Here is an 18,364-nt window from a genome sequence, read left to right on the forward strand (position 1 = left end):
ATATGCGAGAGCCAAGTTTGGACATTGCCAGTGCGCATACCCCCAAATTCGGAACTCGTAATTTCTAATTTGTAATTATCAAAAAGTGGAACTTGACTTCGAGAAATCTGGCGGCTTAGTGCCGGTAATTATACAGGACGAACTAACAGCACAGGTATTAATGCTGGGCTATATGAACCAGGAGGCGCTGGACAAAACGCGGCAGGAGGGGGTGGTTACCTTTTTCTCCCGCACCAAAAACCGCCTCTGGACCAAGGGCGAAACGTCCGGCAACACGCTGGAGGTGATCAGCATTACCCGCGACTGCGACGCAGACACGCTGCTCATCAAAGTAAAGCCGAACGGCCCGACCTGTCATACAGGAAGCACCAGTTGCTTTGGCGAGGCGGAGGGCGCGAATCGTGCCGCCGCCATCCGCTTTATCGCAGATTTGGAAGGCGTGATTCAGCAGCGCAAGCAAACCCCTGTGGAAGGCTCCTATACCAATTTCCTGTATGAGAAAGGCGTGAACAAAATCGCCCAGAAAGTAGGGGAAGAAGCCGTGGAGACTGTGATTGATGCGGTGGCCGGAAAGCTGGACACTATGAAAGGCGAAGCAGCGGACTTGCTCTATCACCTGCTCGTGCTGCTATCGGCCACTGGTCTGGAACTGAAAGATGTGGTGGCCGTGCTCGAGGAGCGCCATAAAAAGTAATTTATCCCATAAGAACAGGCTGGGCCACACAACTGTAAAAGTTCGTGTGGCCCAGCTTTTTTATTTAAGGGTGCGCCTCCAAAAAAGCGCGTATGGCTGCTGTCACCTCGCCACCGTTTTCCTCTTGCAGAAAATGCCCCGCTTTCAGCTTTTTCACCTCAGCCTGAGGGTATGCCTGTTGCCATTTCTCTAGCCAGTGCAGCGGCAGCAATTTGTCTTTCTCTCCCCAAATAAGAAGCAGCGGTATGCCTGTTAACCGCGCGCGGTTTTCCCAAAGCTGACTGAAAAAGGGTGAAGCCGCATGAAGCGAGACTGCGAATTGCCAGGCCCCCTGCCGCGCCTGCGCTGAGTTCATGGGCTTCAGGTAATGCCGGTGAATATCTTTGGTGAGGTGCTTGCGCTGAAAATAGCCCTGAGGTAGCAGAAGGCGTGCCGAGAAGTTCAGTTGCTTATACAGGAAACGTCCGACGCTGCCACTCATAAACCGGCTGATCTTCATCATCGTTTTTTCACCTTCCAAGCTCCACATCCACGAGTTCAGCACAATAATGCGCTTCACGTTCTCCGGGTGGCGTAGCGCATAGCGCAAGCCTATAGGGCCGCCAAAATCATGCACCACCAGCGTGATATCCTTCAGTTGCAGGTGGGCGATCAGCGCTTCGAGGTTGTCGGCGTGCGCCTCCGGGGTATAGGCAAACGTACCGGGCTTATCCGACAGGCCAAAGCCAAGGTGGTCGGGAGCAATGCAGCGATAGTTCCTGCTCAGCGACTTTAGCTGCTGCCTCCACACAAAAGACCAGGTGGGCGTGCCATGCACAAACACAAGAGCCTGGCCTTTCCCCTCATCCACGTAATGCATCGTGCCGCCCGGCAACTGCAGCCAATTCTCCTGAAAAGGGTATAAAATGCGGTCGAGCCACTTGATTGGTTTTGCCATGGATAGATTTGTTTTTTGACTTATTGATAGACAAATAGGAGCGCTTATTCGCTTGCTTTTATAGCATTCACAGCTTGCAGCTTAGCCTCTTTCGATTTTTAACGTATGACAGGCAAGATTTGAAAACAAATGAACGATAAAAGACAAGGACATCAAAGCAAAGCAAAACACTGGCTCAAAGTCGGTGCCTGGGTGGTGGGCATTGCGCTCTTGCTTTTTGTAGGGCTGATCTTCTTCACGGACTGGCTACAGCAGCGGATAGAACATAACGTGCAGAAGCAGTCGAAGGGGGTATACTCGCTGCGGCTACATGGCTTGCAGGTTTCTCCGTTTGCCGGTGCCCTCTCAGTGGATAGCCTGCAACTTAAACCCGACTACCAGCGCTGGCAGCAAATCGCTCAGCAGGATCAGGAAGCCCCGCGCACCTTGCTAGACCTGCGAACCAAAGCCATCGAGATTACGGGGCTCAACTATTTCAAGATGCTTTTTGGAAAGGGCGTTACCATTGGCAAGTTAGGGGTGCAGTTGCCAAAACTGCTGGTTACCCAGATGCGCGAAGACACAACCCGGCAGCAGCACAAACCATTGCACGAAACGGGGTCAGGGCTTCTCAAAAACCTGAAGATCAGCACAATTAACTTAGACAGTGCGGGGTTTGTCTACCGCAACAGCCCCAAAGCCGCTAAAGCACTTTTCATTGTGCCGCGCTTTAACCTGACCGTGGATGATTTTCAACTTGATAGCCAGTCGTTTCATGCCGAAAACCGGGCCTACTATTCCAATGAGATGCGCCTGGCCACAACGGGCATGACATACCGCTTTCCAGATAATACCTATACCCTTCGAACGGACTCCGTTACATTGAGTACCCAGACGGAAAAGGTAGACATCAATAATTTAGAATTGACTCCCGTTGTCTCGCCAAGAGCCATGGCCCAGAAAAAAGGAAAGGCGGTTTCTTACATGAACGTGCATGTGCCGCACATCCAACTGACCGGCCTGGATTTTGCTGCGCACTCGCGCTCCAATAACGTGATCACCCGGCACATCCTCCTGTCTAACCCGGTGCTGGAAGCTTACAAAGACAAGCAGAACTTCGAGAATGCGGGCAATCAGCCCTTGCCGCACACCCTGATGCAGCAGATGCAGGCCAACATCCTGCTGGATTCTGTTGTGATCCGGAATGGTACGGTAAAGTACTCTGAACTCGTACCGAAAGCCACCAAACGCGGGCATATCAGCCTGCGGAAGTTGAACGTGACAGCCCGGAACGTCAGCAACATGCCGGCGCATATGTCGGGTAAAAAACCGGCAGTGGTCAATGCAAACGGACTGATTATGGGGAAGGTGCCGATCAAGCTGCGCATTTATCTGCCACTGCTCAACAAGTCCGGCTATCACCGCATTAAAGGCAGCATGGCCTCCGGGGATTTCTCGATCCTGAACCCAATGATTGGCCCGACTGGTTTTGTGCGGTTTGAGAGCGGGCACATGCGCCGTGCTGATTTTGATGTGGAACTAACCAGCAGGCAGGCCAAGGGAAGCTATGTGATGCTGTATGACAACCTGAAAATAGATGTGCTCTCGACAGACGGAAGCCAGTCCTTTGGGAAAAAGGTATTGACCAAGGTGGCTAACATAGTGGTGATCAAGGAAAGCAACCCCGGGGACAAAGGGGAGAAGCCGCGCAGGGTGACGGTCCAGGTAACCCGAGATCCGGCGAAATCAGTGTTCAGTTACTGGACCGACTGCCTGAAAGACGGTTTCATGACCACGGTGGGCGTGCCGGAGAAGATGCAGAAAATGTAACCGCTCCCTACGCGTTTGTGGTGGTAGTTTTGATCAACAGCTTACGGTACTTGGTGAAAATGCTGGATTTGGACACGAAGCCAATGTATACCCCCTGGTGCAGCACCGGCAGGTTCCAGGCACCGGACTCATCAAACTTCTTCATCACATCGGCCATACTGTCGTTGTACTCTACCACCGCGGCAGGCTTCACCATAAGCTCACGTACATAAACCTGGTCATATTTATCCGTTTTGAACATGATCTCACGCACGTTCTCCAGCAGGATGATTCCCTCTAGCTGCTTTTCGCCGTTCACTACCGGAAAGAGGTTGCGGCGGGAATGCGCGATGACCTCCACTAACTCCCCAAGCGAGGCATCCGGCGAAACAGGCTGAAAATCCCGCTCAATCAAATGGCGGATTTTCATGATGTGCAGTATAGTGCGGTCCTTGTTGCCGGTTAGCAGTTGGCCTTTCTGAGCGAGTTTCTTGGTGTCGAGCGAGTAAGGCTCAAAGTACTTCACCATCGCAAAAGAAGTGGCCGACACCAGCATCAGCGGAATCATGAGGGTGTAACCGCCCGTAATTTCCGCAATCAGGAACACTGCCGTGAGTGGCGCGTGCATAACCCCGCTCAGAATACCAGCCATCCCCACCATCGAGAAACTGCTGACTGGCAGCGCACTGATGTGAAGCAGGTTAACGATGCGCGAAAAGAAGTAACCCGTGCTGGCGCCCACAAACATAGAGGGGGCAAAGTTACCGCCGTTTCCGCCGGAGGCGATCGTAATAGTGGTTGCGAAAACCTTTACGAGGGCAAGCGCCCCCACAAAGCCCAGCACCAGCCAGTCGTTGGTGCCGAAAAAAGCCAGCCAACTGTTTTGCAGCAGCTGCGCGGCATGGCCCCGCTCCAGCATCATGATACTGTCATAGCCTTCGCCAAAGAGTGGCGGGAACAGCATGATGAGCAAACCGAGCAGTATGCCGCCCACTAGGGCCCGTGTATAAACCTTGTTCTGATACGTCTCAAATACTTCCTCCACGCGCAGGGCCATCCGGGTATAGTACACCGAAATCATGCCGGCCAGGATGCCCAGCAATACATAGAAAGGCACATGGCTGGCGGCAAAATACTCACGCTGGCCAATGTTAAACAGGATATCTTCCTGCAGGATTATTTTAGAGCAAAGCGTACCGACCACTGCCGAGATAATGAGCGGGATAAACGCGGCAATACTGATGTCGGCTAAGAGCACCTCGATGGCAAACAACACCCCGGCGATGGGCGCGTTGAACACGGCTGCAATTCCAGCCGCCGCGCCACAGGCAAGCAGCAAGGTGCGGTCGCGGTAATTCAGGTGATAGTCGCGGCCATAGTTTGAGCCGATGGCAGAGCCCGTCACCACAATGGGAGACTCCAATCCGGCTGAGCCACCGAAACCCGCGGTAATGGCGCTCGTAATGACATGCGAGTACATTTTGTGTCGCTCCACCAGGCTGGATTTCTGGGAAATGTTGAACAGGATATTCGCGGTGCCCCGGCCAATGCTTCCGTTAAATGCCGTCCGGACAATAAAAACCGTCAGGACTATACCCAGGAGAGGGAAAATGACCAGCCAGTAAGGCTGATCGAGTAAGCGGTTTCCGTAGGCCAGCAGCAGATGGATGTAATGTACCAGCGACTTTAGCACCACCGCTGCCAATCCGGCTGTTAAACCCACCAGCACACTGGAAACAAGCATGAATTCACGGTCGGAGGTATGGCGGCGAAGCCAGAGCAGCGGGATCTTGTATTTTTTGTAATGAGGCATTGAATTGCTCTCTGAACAGAGCATTTTATTAAGTGCTACAAAACTAGGAAGAACTGCGCCGAACCCCAACCTAAAGTCGAACTTGTTGCTCAGAAAATTCAGGAAATTAGCGATTAACGGTTAACTTAACCCGCCATTTTCGTGTTATAAAGAGAAGGGTCAGGAACAAAAAGACAGGCGATAGAAAAAAATCTACACTAAATGGCATCAAAAGAGCAGCAACAAGGATATTGGGTACTTCCCGACGAGCACGGTCCGTTTCATATTATAGGCGATGTGCACGGCTGTTTTGAGGAATTACTCCTGTTGCTCAAACAATTGCACTATACCGTTGCTTTCGACGCCACACAGGAAAGGTATGAGGTGCAAGCCCCGGAAGGGCACAAATTAATATTCGTGGGTGATTTGACTGATCGGGGCCCTAATTCTCCGGAAGTATTAAGATTGGTGATGGATGCTGTTGCGCAGGAAGTGGCTTACTGCGTCAGTGGCAACCACGACGACAAACTGTATCGCATGCTGCTCGGCCACAATGTGCAGATCAGGCATGGCCTTGAACTTACGGTGCAGCAACTGGAGCGGTACGACGAAGCCTTCAGGAACCGGGTAAGGGAGTTTCTAAGCCACTTGCCACATCACCTGGTGCTGGATGACGGCCGGCTGGTTGTGGCGCATGCCGGACTTGAGGAGCGGCTGCATGGCCGCGACAGCAAAGGTGTCCGCGCCCTGTGCCTCTATGGGCCTACTTCTGGCGAGAACGATGAGCGGGGTTTACCTATTCGGCTGGATTGGGCCGCAGCGTATTGCGGACAATCGGTAGTAGTGTATGGCCATACGCCGGTGCATGAGCCGCACTGGCGCAACAACACGATAAACATTGACACGGGCTGCGTGTTTGGTGGCAGCCTGACAGCGCTCTCATACCCTGCCTTTAAGCTCACTTCCGTCGCAGCACTGCGGCAATACGCCGAGACCATTAGGCCCTTTATTCATCACTCCCGCCACGCGTCTCCTGCTTACTCTTCTTCATCTCGTTCATAAGCTCTTCTTCTTTATATTTATCCCGGTTCTCCTGATCCCCGAAGTTCTCGCTGACCAGGTAAGACTTGAATTCCTTTAAATTGGTACGTTTCCAGAACGGTATTTTCTGCTGCACCGCCGTGCGCCCAATCACGTGCGCCGCCACAGGAGTGGTGATAAAGGTAAAGATCACGATCGCGAGCACTTTGAGCAACATACTGGGCTCATTAAAATAAATGCCGATACCTAAAAGAATCAACCCGACCCCTAGGGTAGCGCCCTTGGTAATGGCTGACATGCGGATATAAAAGTCCGGGAGGCGAAGCAAGCCGATTGTCGATATCAGCATGAACAATACACCCGACAGTATAAATATGCCGCTGAGCACTTCCTTGATCATGATCAATGCTGACGCTGTTTCATTCATTTTGTGTGGCGCATAATGTAGTAGGCAAATGCAATAGACCCCAGAAACCCGAAGAGCGACAAGATCATGGCCACATCAATCAAATCCTGGTCATCCGTTAGCAAAGTGTAAATAGCGGTGATCCCAATAACGTTGGCCACAATCAAATCAAAAGACGTGACGCGGTCAGGCAGGGAGGGGCCAATGGCAAATCTAACCGCCGTCAGTAGCAGGCAAAAGCTCAGGATGCTAATGGATAGGACCAGTGTCAATTGAAATAGATTCATGAAGTAAGTTCTAGTAATCTGCGTTCAAACCCGTTTTGGATGTGCCTCTTTACCGCTTCTATATCCTCGTTTTTGATGTACAGGGCATGGATGTACAATATTTTCCTGTTCTTGCTGATGTCGATGCTCAGGGTGCCCGGCGTGAGGGTGATCATATTAGCCAATAGCATGATCTCCACGTTGGTTCGGGCACGTATGGGCAAAGCGATGACCGTGGGGCGCATATAATAATGCGGCGTTACGATGTCATAGGCAATCTTGACGTTTGCGATAATCAGCTCTTTTAAAAAATAACCCGCCAGGCTCACCCCTTTGGGGAGTTTGCGGAAGTAGGTGCGGTTATAGAGCAGTGAGGTCATCCAGAGTAAACAGAAAAAAAGCGTGAAGACCAGCAGCGCGCTCAGGGCATTATAGGGCAAGGGCACAAAATTGGTTTTAAGGGCCGTGTATACCCCCGCAAATGCCAAAGCGCAATGAATGAAAAACTGGCGCATCCGTTGTTTTTAAATGTGTCTTGTCAAACAATACTTTAGTGTTGACCCCTTCCGGGGCAAGCTGTTAAGCCCCTGTTCTTAGTACGGCGTTCACATAGGGTTTGGTGTAGAGCAACTGCTGGGCGGCTTTCAGCACCAGGTCAATGATGGGTTGCGGGTACAGGCTGATGCCCAGCATCGCAATCGTCAGAAATACAATAGGCGCGTACAGGTAGAGCGGCGAGGGCACGGCAAGGGCCTCCGCATCGGTGAGTTTGTGGAGTCCTTTCTTTCGGTTTTTCCAGAACACCTCGTTCCAGATTTTAGTCATCGAAAACAAGGTGATCAGGCTCACGAAAAGCGACACGAGCACAATCAGGTAATTTCCGTTGGAGAAGCCTGCTTTTGCCAGCATGAATTTACCCCAGAAGCCTGAGAGCGGCGGGATTCCCGCCAATGCCATCGCCGAGACCATGAACAGCAGCGCAAGGAACGGAAACTTCAGGTAAACATCCCCCAGTTTCTTGAGCGAGAAGGTTTTGTAGTTTGCCGCCACCGCCCCGCTCACCAGAAACAGGTTTGTTTTGACCAGGATGTTATGCACAATAAAATAGATGCTCCCAGCAAGCGCCAGGGGGGTATAAATCGCCAGCCCCATGAGCATATAACCGATCTGGCTGATGATGTGAAAGGAGAGGATTTTGCGAAAATCCGTTTGGGCGGCGGCCCCCACCACCCCTACCACCATGGTAAGGCCGCTGAGCACCAACATCAACGGCAGCATAAACCCCAGGTCAGACACAAAAATTAGCGTGAAAAGCCGGATGAGGGTATAAATACCAACCTTTGAAATGAGCCCGGCAATAAATGCAGAGATAGCGATGGGAGGGGTATGGTAAGAGGCGGGCAGCCAGAAGAACAGCGGGAAAATAGCGGATTTAATTCCAAAGCCCGTCAGGAAGAAAATGCTCGTCATCGACAACAGGCGCAGGTTCATGGGCTCGGCTTGCCGAACCAGTTCCGAAATCACGGCCATGTTCAGGGACCCGTACAGGGTATACACAATGGCAATGCCGGTCAGCAGCAGCCCCGAAGCCACAATATTGATGGTCAGGTATTTCAGGGTGCCCTCCAGCTGCGCTCGCGTACCGCCCAGCACCAGCAAGGCGATGCAGCAAATCAGCATCACCTCAAACCACACATACAGGTTAAAGATATCCCCGGTCAGGCAGGCACCGGCTACGCCCATCTGCAGCAGCAGCAACAAGGGGTAGTAACCATACCGCTTGCGGTTGAAGTTAAGGTTCTTCAGGGAGAAAACGTAGACCGCCACCCCAATGGTGGAAGCAGCCAGCAGCATTAGCGCACTAAAGAGGTCCGCTACGAACACGATACTGAAAGGCGCTGCCCAATTGCCGATATGGGTAGTGAGGATGCCTGCCTGCACAACCTTGCTGAAGAGCAGTATGGCCGCCGCTAACCAGCCAAGCTGCACCAGGCCCGCAATCACCACCTGTATCTTGACAACGCGCCAGGCCACCAGGCAGAGCACGGTGCCATATAACGGTAAAAGCAATGGTAACACAAGTAACAGGTCGGTGCCCATATGGTGAGGAGGTTAAGGAGGAGTGAAAATAGCGGTTGAACTGCTGGTTTATCCTTTGTCCGTGCTATGCAGTTCATCCATGTTATTGGTGTTAAACGCCTGGTACACTTTTCGGATGATAACAATGGCAAAAGCCTGCAAGCCAAAACCAATCACGATGGCCGTGAGCAGGAGCGCCTGCGGCACAGGGTCGGCCTGCGATGCGGTAGCCGACACCTGGTCCCCCTCAATGATGGCGCTTTCCCCGAGACTGATGCCGCCCGCCACAAAGAGAAACAGGTTAGTGGCCAGGCCGAACAGGATCAACCCGAGGATCACTTTGAACAAATGGCGGTGCAGGATAAAGTACAGGCTGACTGAAAATAGGGTGCCCACCAGAAATGCGAGGAGAAGTTCCATGTTTATTTTGTTGACATTGAGAAGACAAGTTTCAGAATCATACCCATGACCAGCAGGTATACCCCCAGGTCGAAAAGCAGAGGAGTACCTAACGCGCCCAGGACGGGGATTTTTTGATTGAGCCAAAGCCCTGTCATGAAAGGATAATCAAAGAAGAGCGACACCGTGCCGCTAAGCACAGCGGCCAATAACCCCAACCCCATAAAGTATACCGGGCGCACCCGCAGCACCATGAAATTCCAGCGGTGCTTACTCCTGTGCCTTTTGCTTTTTAGAATGTTGTAATGGATGATGCGCATGGCGTAATGGGCCCGGTTATGGCCCACGGACTTGCGCGGATAATGGTAAAAGGTGATGGTGAAATAAATGCGTGATGTGATTGAGGGGCCGTGCGCCAACACATGAAACACGAACGCAATCGCCCCAATCAGTCCCCCTACAAACCCGCCCCCTGGGTGGTTGTGCCCCCGCAGCAGAATGTATACCGAGAACATCAGGAAAACAGGCGTGAGCAAGCGTATAGCCGTTGAGAATATGATGGTTTTCATGGCTTGCCTCCCTTTTGTTTTTTCTCCTTATTCAAGAGGCCGAACACACCGATGGCCGCCACGGCCAGCACCGTGATTTCCCCTAAAGTGTCAATGCCCCTGAAATCGACCAGTATTACGTTAACGATATTTTTGCCATGCGCCTGCAAATAGCTGGCCCTGCCATAGTATAAACTCAACTCCGAATCTACAGCACTTTGCTGTACCAGGAGCAGCACATACGTCATAAGGATGCCGAAAAGGGCTGCTACGGTTATGTATTTATACTTCTCGTATTGGTGCGTTAGGTAACTAAAGGCCGGCAGCCTGTGCAGCATCAGCACGAAGATCACCACAGTCAGGGTTTCGATAAGCAGTTGCGTGGAAGCCACATCGGGTGCTCCGAAAAAGACATAAAGCAGCGCCGCCGAATAACCAACCAAGCCCATGACCACGATAGACGTTAGGCGGGACCGTGTGTTCAGAATATAAAGCAGTGCTGAGAGCATCAATACAAAGAGCACCAGCTCATACAACCGTACCTCTTTCATGATAAAAAATCGATCCTGCAAGTGCACCACCAACTCATTTCGCCAGAGCACAACAGTCATCAGGGAGATGAAGAACACGATGATGTAGATAATGTATTGCCGCAGGTAACCATTCTGGAACCCCTGAATGAAAGCTTTGGATTTTCTTAGAAAGCCTTTGAACGCCCACTGGTAGAGACTGTCGGGACCCCAGCGGTAAAGTGTTTCCACGGGTCCGGACAAGCGGCGGAAGTGGTGTAACTGAAAATATACTGCCGCCCCTACAGCCAGGGTAAGCAGGCTCAGTGCAAACACGGGAGTGAAGCCATGCCATAGGGCAATATCGAGGTGCACCTGTCGGTGCGGGAGCAGGCAACCAGCAGCCTGTAGCAGAGCAGGCGCCACCGTGTAACTAGCCGATAGGCCCAGGCCAAGGCTTGTGAGCCCAAGCAAAAGCGGTGGCGTGAAAAGCAATCCGGAGGCTGGATGCTGCAAAGCAGTTGGTTCGTCGGTACGTTTCCAGAATACGGTATAACTCAGCAGCAGGGCCACCGTTACAAATGCAACCCCCGCAAGGATGTTGATGCTCAGCACCAACAGGTTTGTCAGCGAAGCCTCATACAGCGTTTCCTTGCTTATAAAGCCTAGGAAGGGTATTACCCCCGCCATCGACAGCGCAGCGAGCGTAGCCGCTATACCCAGCGCTTTTTGTGAGCTGCCTAAACCCCTTAAAGTTGGCAGATGCCTGGTACCGGTGCTATGGTCGATGGTGCCCGCTACCAGAAAAAGTGCGCCTTTGTACAGGGCGTGCGCCAGCAGGAAGGCTAACATTGCCTTTACTGCTTCTGTTGTGCCAATGCCTAGCATGGTCACCATCAGCCCAAGTGCACTGATGGTAGTATAGGCTAAAATGGCTTTTAAGTCATAGTGCTGGAGGGCTAACAAGGCTCCTAAGAGGGCTGTAAACCCTCCAACACCCACCAAAACAGTATACCAAAGCTCAGTGCCGCTTAACACGGGCGTAAGGCGTGCCAACAGGTATATACCTGCTTTCACCATGGTGGCTGAGTGCAGGTAGGCACTGACAGGCGTGGGGGCAGCCATGGCATTCGGCAACCAAAAATGGAACGGAAACTGAGCTGACTTGGTAAAACACCCCAGCAAGATCAAAATGAAACAGGGCAGGTAAAGCCAATGATCTGCCAGAGCGCCATCCAACTCGATTATCTGGCTGAAATTGGTTTGGCCGGTGGCCTCCTGCAGCAGCAGCAGCCCACCGAACATAGCTAAACCACCGCCCCCGGTTACCAGCAGTGCCTGCCAGGCAGCCGCACGCGCCTTTTCCGCGTGCTGGTCAAACCCGATCAAGAGGTAGGAACTTATGCTCGTAAGCTCCCAAAACAGGAAAAGGCCGTAGATATTATCTGATAGCACCACGCCCAGCATGGCGTTCATGAATAGCAGCAGGTAAAAGTAAAAGCGCCCAAGCAAAGGATGCTGGCCCATATACCCATGGGCGTATACCAGAATCAGCGTACCGAAAAAGGTGATCAGCAAGGAAAAAAGCAGGCTCAGACCATCCAGTCTCATCACCAGGTCCATGCCCAGCAGGGGTACCCACGTCAGTGTGTGCGTCAGGCTCTCACCAGCCATAATAGCTGGTGCTTGCAGGCCAAAGTACGCCAGCAGCATCAAAGGCCAGGCTGCCAACGGCACAATCACCCATCGGCCAAGCAACTGGTGCAGCACCGGTGCCAGGAAAGCGATTAGAAAGCCTATGAGCAGAAGTAAGATCATGAAAAAATAAATAAACGCATATAATTTTGCATATAAGCGTATGTATGAATACTTACCCGCTTCGGCTTTATAAGTTGCACAGCATTGGCCGGAAATAAGCAGGTATTACGGTTAGAGTTGATATTACCACCAAACACCCCAAACCATGAACACGCCAAATCGCCTCCTTGTCGGGCTGGATTTAAGCCCTGCCGATGATACACTGATGGAGTACACGGCCTTCTTGTGCACAGAGCTCGAAATCAGTTATGTATGCTTCATTCATGTCGAAAAAAGCCTTGAGATTCCGTTTGAGCTGCTCCAGGATGTGCAGCGGGATAACCTGACTGCCGAAGAACGCTTCCGGCAGATGATCAGTGAGAAAGTGAACGGCGCGTTTCAAAACATACCTCAAGTGGAGACTGAGGTGGTTGTTGACGAAGGCACACCCCTGAAACAGTTGCTGCACTGGACGAAGGTGAAAGAGATAGACCTGATCATCGTGTGCCGCAAATTGCGCCTGCACGGCAGCGGGGTATTGGCGCAAAAACTACTGCGCACCGGCCGCAACAGCGTGCTCTTTGTGCCTGAAGCGTACGAGCCCAGGTTGCGGCGCATTGTGGTGAGTATGGATTTTTCGAAATACAGCGACACGGCACTTGACAGGGTACTGCATTCCGCTTTGTCGAAGCCGGGCGTGCAAGTTGTATGCCTGCACGTATACCAGGTGCCAACCGGCTACATCACACTAGGCATAAGCTATGAGGAGTTTGATGAGCGCATGCGGGGCTTTGCCCGCGATAAATACGATTCCCTGACAGCGCGCTTCCCAGAACTGAAGGAGCGTGGAGAGTTTGTGCTGGTGCGGCAGGGAGAGCAGGACAATATTGGTGAGTTGGTGGTGATGGAAGCCAAGCGCGTGCACGCGGACATGCTGGTGATCGGGGCGAAGGGTATGTCGGCGGCGGCATTATTTGTACTGGGCAGCGTAACGGAGAAAGTGCTCCGCAAGGACATGGACATTCCGCTGCTGGTCGTAAAAAACAAAGATGAGAAGGTAGGCTTTATCGATGCCTTGATCGGGTAGACGTAAAGTGAGAGATCTGTTGATTTTATTCGCACCGGCCTTAGATGTCATCCGCAAGAGCATCCTTCGGTTTGGGGGAAACGAAGCGCAAGAGTAAATAAGCTATAGTTCCGGCTATAACGGAGGCGATGAGTATGGCAAACTTTGCCTGTGGCAGAAAAGGGGAGCCTGCAAAAGCCAGGTTGGCGATAAAAATAGACATCGTAAAGCCAATGCCTCCCAATAAGCCTGCGCCTATCAGCTGCCCCCACGTAAACGAAGCGGGTTTGGTGATAAGCCCGACGGCCGCCGCTACACCCGCAAACAGCAGAATGCCTACAGGCTTGCCAATGATCAACCCAAGTATGATGCCCCATGAAATCGTGTTAGAGAAACCGCTGGTTAGGTTACTGTCTATAAATAGCCCTGCATTGGCAAGCGCAAATACCGGCATGATCAGGTAGGCCACATAAGGGTGAAGGGCGTGTTCCAGTCGGTGTAATGGGGACTGCGCAGCCTCGCAGTTATATTCCAAGGTGTGCACAGCCGCCTGAAAATCTTCTTCTTCGGGTGTGTCGTCCTCCTCGCCATCCAGCCTGTAAGGGGAGACTTGCAGTTCACTGAGAATATTATCTGTTGAGTCGATAAATTCCTTCTTGGTTATTTTTGTGCGGGCAGGGATGGTCGTTGCCAACAAGATCCCCGCGACAGTGGCATGGACGCCGGATTTGAGAAACGCGACCCACATGATAATGCCGAGCAGCACATAAATCCAGATTTTGTTTACCCGCATGGCGCTCAAGACAATAAGAATACCGAATTGCAGCAAAGCCACCCATAGCATTAAATAATCGACCTTGGCGGTATAAAACAGGGCAATCACAAGCACTGCCCCGATATCATCCACAATGGCGAAGGCGACCAAGAATAGTTTAAGCGTGAGCGGTACCCGGTTCCCCAGCAGGGTGATAATCCCGAGCGCAAACGCAATATCAGTTGCCATCGGTATACCCCAACCACTGAGGCCTGCACTGTTGTAATTGAACGCTGCATAAATGGCCGCAGGCACCAGCATACCCCCGAGTGCCGCCACAACCGGGAAAGCGGCACTCCGCAAGGAGGCCAGTTCGCCCATCAGCATCTCCCGCTTGATTTCCAGGCCGACCACAAAAAAGAAAATTGCCATCAAGCCATCGTTTATCCAGAGTATGGCGGCTTTCGTGAGGCCGTAGTCGCCAACGGCTACGGTGAGGGGTGTGTTCCATACGGCATCATAGGTGGCACCCCACGGCGAATTTGCCCACGCAAGTGCCAGCAGCGTAACCAACATCAGCAGAATCCCACTAAACGATTCTGCTTTTATGAAGTCTTGCAAGGGGTATATGATTCGACGGAGCAGCTGAAGCTTTGGCATGGTTTGTTTGAGTCTTGTTTGGTTATGTTTCCTAACAAGACGAGGCATTTGATTAAATGTTATTAATCCGTAACAGTTAAGGCGCCGGACACCTCGCTAGAAAGCAGTATTCCCGGCTTAGTCTTACAAAAATTAAAGGCCAAACCGGGAATATAAACGCTCTTGACAGGCAGATTAATTGCTCATCCGGAGACGACTTCTTTATTGACATAACGCGAGTTCAGGAGGCTAAGCGCACCCATATAGCGAAGGGTAAAGCGCAGGCTGTCACCTACCTTATAATTTTGCGCGTTATCCCCTAATTCCACCACCAGCATATCGGAACTGGCCCCAATCACGCTGAATTCCTCATTTTTAGATAACAGAAACTTTGGGTTTACGTCCAGCAGACCGACATCCAGTATGGCTCGGTGCGAGGTTTTGCCATACAGGCTCTCGTCTACTTCATAGCTGTCGCCACTCGGGTTCTCGGCCAGCAGGCCGCTTGGCACCATGGGCTTTTCCGTCAGTTCAATTATTTCTGTCTCCAACTCAAATACATCGTCCAGCATCCCCTCAAATGTCTCGCCCGTGAAAAGGTTCAGGCCAAAAAACAATGCCTCGCCCACCCTGAAATGGTTGATGCCTTTTGGCAACTGATGGCTGAAAAGGAGGGGAATCGTTACGGAGGTACCACCGGAGACCCAGGGTATTGTTTTGTTGAAGGTCGCTTCGATGAGTTGCTTGTAGAGGCTGAGCTGTACCAGTTTGTCTTTAGTGGGCATTACCCCGTGCAGGCAATTGAAATTAGCTCCCAGGCCAATGACAGAAATGCCCGGCAAGTGAAACACGTTGTCGTAAAAGTCAATCAGTTCGTCGCCCATCACACCCTCGCGCAGGTCACCCATCTCCACCATGATGATGATCTTGTGGGTCTTTTCCTGCTTTAGCGATTCCTCAGACAGCATCCGGATGGTTTCCAGCTCTGTCTCAAAGCTCACGTCGGCATACTGCACGATCTCTGGAATGCTTTTCTTGGGCGAGGGCTTGATATACACCGTCTGCACATCAGGGGCTATCTTTTTAATGGCCTTAAGGTTTGATACACGGGAGTCGTGGATTTCGCGCACACCCAGGGCCAGCACCTCCTGTAACAGCAACTCGTTGCCGCAAAGCAGTTTGGTTACGACGCCCCAATCAATTTGGTGCTTCTCGAAGACCTGGTTCAGGTGCCTGTAGTTATGCTTAAGTTTTTCTCTGTACAGCTTTAAAACCGCCATTTGTTATCGATGTAGCCTATATTCCAGATACTTGTTAGTAAATCCCATTTTCTCATACAGGTGGCGGGCCGGGTTTTGCGGCTCCACGTGCAGGGCAATGCTACCCGTAGAGTTTTCGATGGCCAGTTGCACCAATTGTTTGCCAACCCCTTTGCCTCGCTGGCTGCCATGCACGGCCACGTAAACGAGAATGTTCTCAGGTATATACCCGCCCATACCCGTATTGTTCAGGATAAGGGCACCTACCACCTTGTCGTTCTCGCGTGCCACCAGCACGGCACCGCCTTTCCCTTCGGCATCAGAGAGGGCATAGGCCATGCACTTGGCAATGTCCTGGCGTGCGTCACCGTACTCATCCAGGTGGTTGAATAAAAAATCTATTACTTCGTCCCGGTGCAGACTTTGCTGATTTTCGGGTTTATAAACGCTGTAAGTGACGTTGTTGCTTTCGGTCATCTTTTTCGTGTATGTTGTCTGGGTATATATACGTTAATGTAATGTATAAAAGCAGGGAGCACAAAAGCCCGTAAAGGTTCGGGTCGAGGTGCAAGGGCAGCCGAAAGGCAAGGCCCAGCCACGGTATCTGTACGATGCTCTGGGTAGCCAGGACATCTCGAACTGCGTCCTGCTGCTCTAAAGCGGTCATAGTGCCTAGGGTATCAAGTAGTTCTTTCGGGAAAAAAGAATGCATCTCTTGCGCAAACGCCAGGAGGTCGGCATTGGGGGCAGGCGCAGAAACCAGGTATACCTGTAACAGAACCGTCACGGTGCCGCCCAGCAGCATCGCCCAAAAAGCCGCGATGCTGCTGCGTCGTTTCCAGAACAGCGCCCCGATAATCGGCACAAACAGGCCCGACACCATAAAGGCATAGGAGTAGAGCATCATGTCCAGCACATTGGTCATGGTGGTGGCCAGCCAGAGCGCGAAGGCCCCTACAGCCAGCGTCACGTACTGCGAAAGCCGCAGGGTATGGGGATCATCCGGCTCGATTTTATAAAAATGGCTGATCACATCGGTCACGATATTCCCGGAAGAAGCCATCAGGCAACTATCGGCTGTAGATAGTATAGCCGAGAAGTAGGAGGAGAGCATGAGCCCCATCAGCCCGACCGGCAATACTGTACGCAACAGCATGGGCAAACCGGTTTCAGGGTCTACCACACCGCCAGCACCCAACGCCTCAAACATGCCCTGCTCTGCCGCTACGCGGGCTAGTATACCCAGGCTAACCCCCATAAAAGCCATCACCGGCCACTCGAACAAACCTGCCAGGTACCAGGCGCGCTTCGCCGTTTTTACGTCGCGGCAAGCATAGATGCGCTGGTAGAGCGTCATGCCCACAAACCAGATGGGTATGATCGTGATCGCCCAATTTACCAATTGCTGCCAGTTAACGTTGGTGAGGCTGAGAAACTCTGGAGGAAGTGTTTCCCGGATCGCCACCATGCTGCGGGCACTTTGCGCCGACAACCAGTTCCAATCGGTTAACTGTGCAAACCCGATCTGGTCTGCGCCGCCACCCACCGCCAGAAAAGAGACCGGCACGCCAATGAATACGAGACCGCCCATCAGAATAGCCCATTGCACGGTATCGGTATAAATAACGGCTTTCATACCGCCCATTACGGTATATACAACCGCTATCACGCCCATGATCAGCAGCGCAGTGTTCAGGTCCAGGTCGATGAAGGTACCGCTGGCCAGTTTGGCCCCAGCCAGAATTTGCGAGCTCGTGAACCCGGTATACCCAATAGCAGATATGATTCCGGCAAGCAAAGCGACCCGGGCATTGAAATAATAGCCGAATATTTGGGGGAAGGTGAGGAATTTAGAGAAAGCGGGGTTGTTCTTTACTTTCGGAATCAGGAAAACCGCCGCCAGCCAGGCACCCAGCAACCCAGTGAAAAGCATCCAGGCACCGGAAAGGCCCATCGCAAATCCCAGTCCACCGAGCCCGATCGAAAAGCCGCCGCCCACATCTGTCGCGACCACCGAAAGCCCGATGTGCGCGCTGCCCATCGTGCGGCCTCCCACATAATAATCATCGGCTCCTTCATTTTTCTTCAGAAAGTAAACGCCAACACCCAGCATAGCCAGCATGTACAGCGCAAAAATGAGGAGATCAACAAAATGCATATATCAGAATAGTTAAACTTTGTTCGGTAATTCAGTAAAGCGGTCTGCTTGAAGATACTAAATTCAGCCTTATGATCGGATGAATGAGGCGGGTAAAGGGATTGGCAGACACTGGATTTTCGGTATTCTTTGGTTTTGAGTACAAAACATCCGCTGCGTTTGAAGTGAAACCGATGCCTGGGGCATACCCAACAGTCATGTTGTTTTCTTCTATCAATTAAATCCTGACTGC

At 51.9% G+C, this 18,364-nt stretch carries 17 protein-coding genes; 4 read left to right on the plus strand and 13 right to left on the minus strand.

Annotated features, from left to right (window positions below; genetic code table 11):
• Window positions 1-85: 85 nt before the first annotated feature.
• On the plus strand, window positions 86-694 hold the full coding sequence (gene hisIE, locus ACXYMU_RS07745) for a bifunctional phosphoribosyl-AMP cyclohydrolase/phosphoribosyl-ATP diphosphatase HisIE (RefSeq protein ID WP_458985793.1): 609 nt from the start codon (window positions 86-88) through the stop codon (window positions 692-694).
• A 64-nt stretch (window positions 695-758) separates the two neighbouring features.
• Here the strand turns inward: hisIE and ACXYMU_RS07750 are convergent, their stop codons facing one another.
• Window positions 759-1,631 (minus strand): alpha/beta fold hydrolase, encoded by an 873-nt coding sequence (locus ACXYMU_RS07750; protein ID WP_458985794.1) that lies wholly within the window; start codon window positions 1,629-1,631, stop codon window positions 759-761.
• 129 nt (window positions 1,632-1,760) lie between these two features.
• On the opposite strand from ACXYMU_RS07750, the gene ACXYMU_RS07755 reads away from it, so the two are divergent.
• Entirely contained in the window at window positions 1,761-3,440 is a 1,680-nt protein-coding gene (locus ACXYMU_RS07755) for a hypothetical protein (protein ID WP_458985795.1), read from the plus strand.
• Window positions 3,441-3,447: 7 nt separating this feature from the next.
• Here ACXYMU_RS07755 and ACXYMU_RS07760 read toward each other — a convergent pair whose 3' ends face one another.
• A complete protein-coding gene (locus tag ACXYMU_RS07760) occupies window positions 3,448-5,232 on the minus strand; it encodes a chloride channel protein (protein ID WP_458985796.1) in 1,785 nt (594 codons plus the stop codon).
• A gap of 201 nt (window positions 5,233-5,433) precedes the next feature.
• Here ACXYMU_RS07760 and ACXYMU_RS07765 point away from each other — a divergent pair, with 201 nt between their 5' ends.
• Window positions 5,434-6,273 carry a metallophosphoesterase gene (locus ACXYMU_RS07765; RefSeq protein ID WP_458985797.1) on the plus strand — a complete coding sequence of 280 codons (840 nt, stop codon included), beginning with the start codon at window positions 5,434-5,436 and terminating at the stop codon, window positions 6,271-6,273.
• Here the strand turns inward: ACXYMU_RS07765 and mnhG are convergent.
• The 7 genes from mnhG to mbhE form a co-directional block, all read right to left on the minus strand.
• Window positions 6,218-6,679 (minus strand): monovalent cation/H(+) antiporter subunit G, encoded by a 462-nt coding sequence (gene mnhG, locus ACXYMU_RS07770; RefSeq protein ID WP_458985798.1) that lies wholly within the window; start codon window positions 6,677-6,679, stop codon window positions 6,218-6,220. The two genes, ACXYMU_RS07765 and mnhG, sit on opposite strands and share 56 nt — an antisense overlap.
• Complete coding sequence (locus tag ACXYMU_RS07775) at window positions 6,676-6,945, minus strand: monovalent cation/H+ antiporter complex subunit F (RefSeq protein ID WP_458985799.1); 270 nt, start codon at window positions 6,943-6,945, stop codon at window positions 6,676-6,678. Before ACXYMU_RS07775 ends, mnhG begins: the two co-directional genes overlap by 4 nt.
• The gene (locus ACXYMU_RS07780) at window positions 6,942-7,439 is read right to left on the minus strand and encodes a Na+/H+ antiporter subunit E (protein ID WP_458985800.1); all 498 of its coding nucleotides are present in this window, start codon (window positions 7,437-7,439) and stop codon (window positions 6,942-6,944) included. Before ACXYMU_RS07780 ends, ACXYMU_RS07775 begins: the two co-directional genes overlap by 4 nt.
• 64 nt (window positions 7,440-7,503) lie before the next feature.
• A complete protein-coding gene (locus tag ACXYMU_RS07785; protein ID WP_458985908.1) occupies window positions 7,504-9,003 on the minus strand; it encodes a proton-conducting transporter transmembrane domain-containing protein in 1,500 nt (499 codons plus the stop codon).
• A gap of 69 nt (window positions 9,004-9,072) precedes the next feature.
• Window positions 9,073-9,423 carry an NADH-quinone oxidoreductase subunit K gene (locus tag ACXYMU_RS07790; protein WP_458985801.1) on the minus strand — a complete coding sequence of 117 codons (351 nt, stop codon included), beginning with the start codon at window positions 9,421-9,423 and terminating at the stop codon, window positions 9,073-9,075.
• 2 nt (window positions 9,424-9,425) lie between these two features.
• Window positions 9,426-9,971: an MnhB domain-containing protein gene (locus ACXYMU_RS07795; RefSeq protein WP_458985802.1), complete on the minus strand. Its 546-nt coding sequence runs from the start codon at window positions 9,969-9,971 to the stop codon at window positions 9,426-9,428.
• A complete protein-coding gene (mbhE, locus tag ACXYMU_RS07800) occupies window positions 9,968-12,277 on the minus strand; it encodes a hydrogen gas-evolving membrane-bound hydrogenase subunit E (RefSeq protein ID WP_458985803.1) in 2,310 nt (769 codons plus the stop codon). Before mbhE ends, ACXYMU_RS07795 begins: the two co-directional genes overlap by 4 nt.
• Window positions 12,278-12,422: 145 nt before the next feature.
• On the opposite strand from mbhE, the gene ACXYMU_RS07805 reads away from it, so the two are divergent.
• The gene (locus ACXYMU_RS07805; protein WP_458985804.1) at window positions 12,423-13,343 is read left to right on the plus strand and encodes a universal stress protein; all 921 of its coding nucleotides are present in this window, start codon (window positions 12,423-12,425) and stop codon (window positions 13,341-13,343) included.
• 40 nt (window positions 13,344-13,383) lie between these two features.
• On the opposite strand, the gene nhaA is transcribed toward ACXYMU_RS07805, so the two are convergent.
• The 4 genes from nhaA to ACXYMU_RS07825 all read right to left on the minus strand — a co-directional run bounded on the left by nhaA (window position 13,384) and on the right by ACXYMU_RS07825 (window position 18,132).
• Complete coding sequence (gene nhaA / locus ACXYMU_RS07810) at window positions 13,384-14,736, minus strand: Na+/H+ antiporter NhaA (RefSeq protein ID WP_458985805.1); 1,353 nt, start codon at window positions 14,734-14,736, stop codon at window positions 13,384-13,386.
• Window positions 14,737-14,918: 182 nt separating this feature from the next.
• Window positions 14,919-15,995 carry an alanine racemase gene (locus ACXYMU_RS07815; protein WP_458985806.1) on the minus strand — a complete coding sequence of 359 codons (1,077 nt, stop codon included), beginning with the start codon at window positions 15,993-15,995 and terminating at the stop codon, window positions 14,919-14,921.
• A gap of 3 nt (window positions 15,996-15,998) precedes the next feature.
• Window positions 15,999-16,451 carry a GNAT family N-acetyltransferase gene (locus ACXYMU_RS07820; protein ID WP_458985807.1) on the minus strand — a complete coding sequence of 151 codons (453 nt, stop codon included), beginning with the start codon at window positions 16,449-16,451 and terminating at the stop codon, window positions 15,999-16,001.
• Complete coding sequence (locus ACXYMU_RS07825; protein WP_458985808.1) at window positions 16,414-18,132, minus strand: sodium:solute symporter family protein; 1,719 nt, start codon at window positions 18,130-18,132, stop codon at window positions 16,414-16,416. The genes ACXYMU_RS07820 and ACXYMU_RS07825 overlap by 38 nt, the downstream gene beginning before the upstream one ends.
• Window positions 18,133-18,364 lie beyond the last annotated feature (232 nt).

It is taken from the genome of Pontibacter sp. CAU 1760 (genome assembly GCF_054482735.1).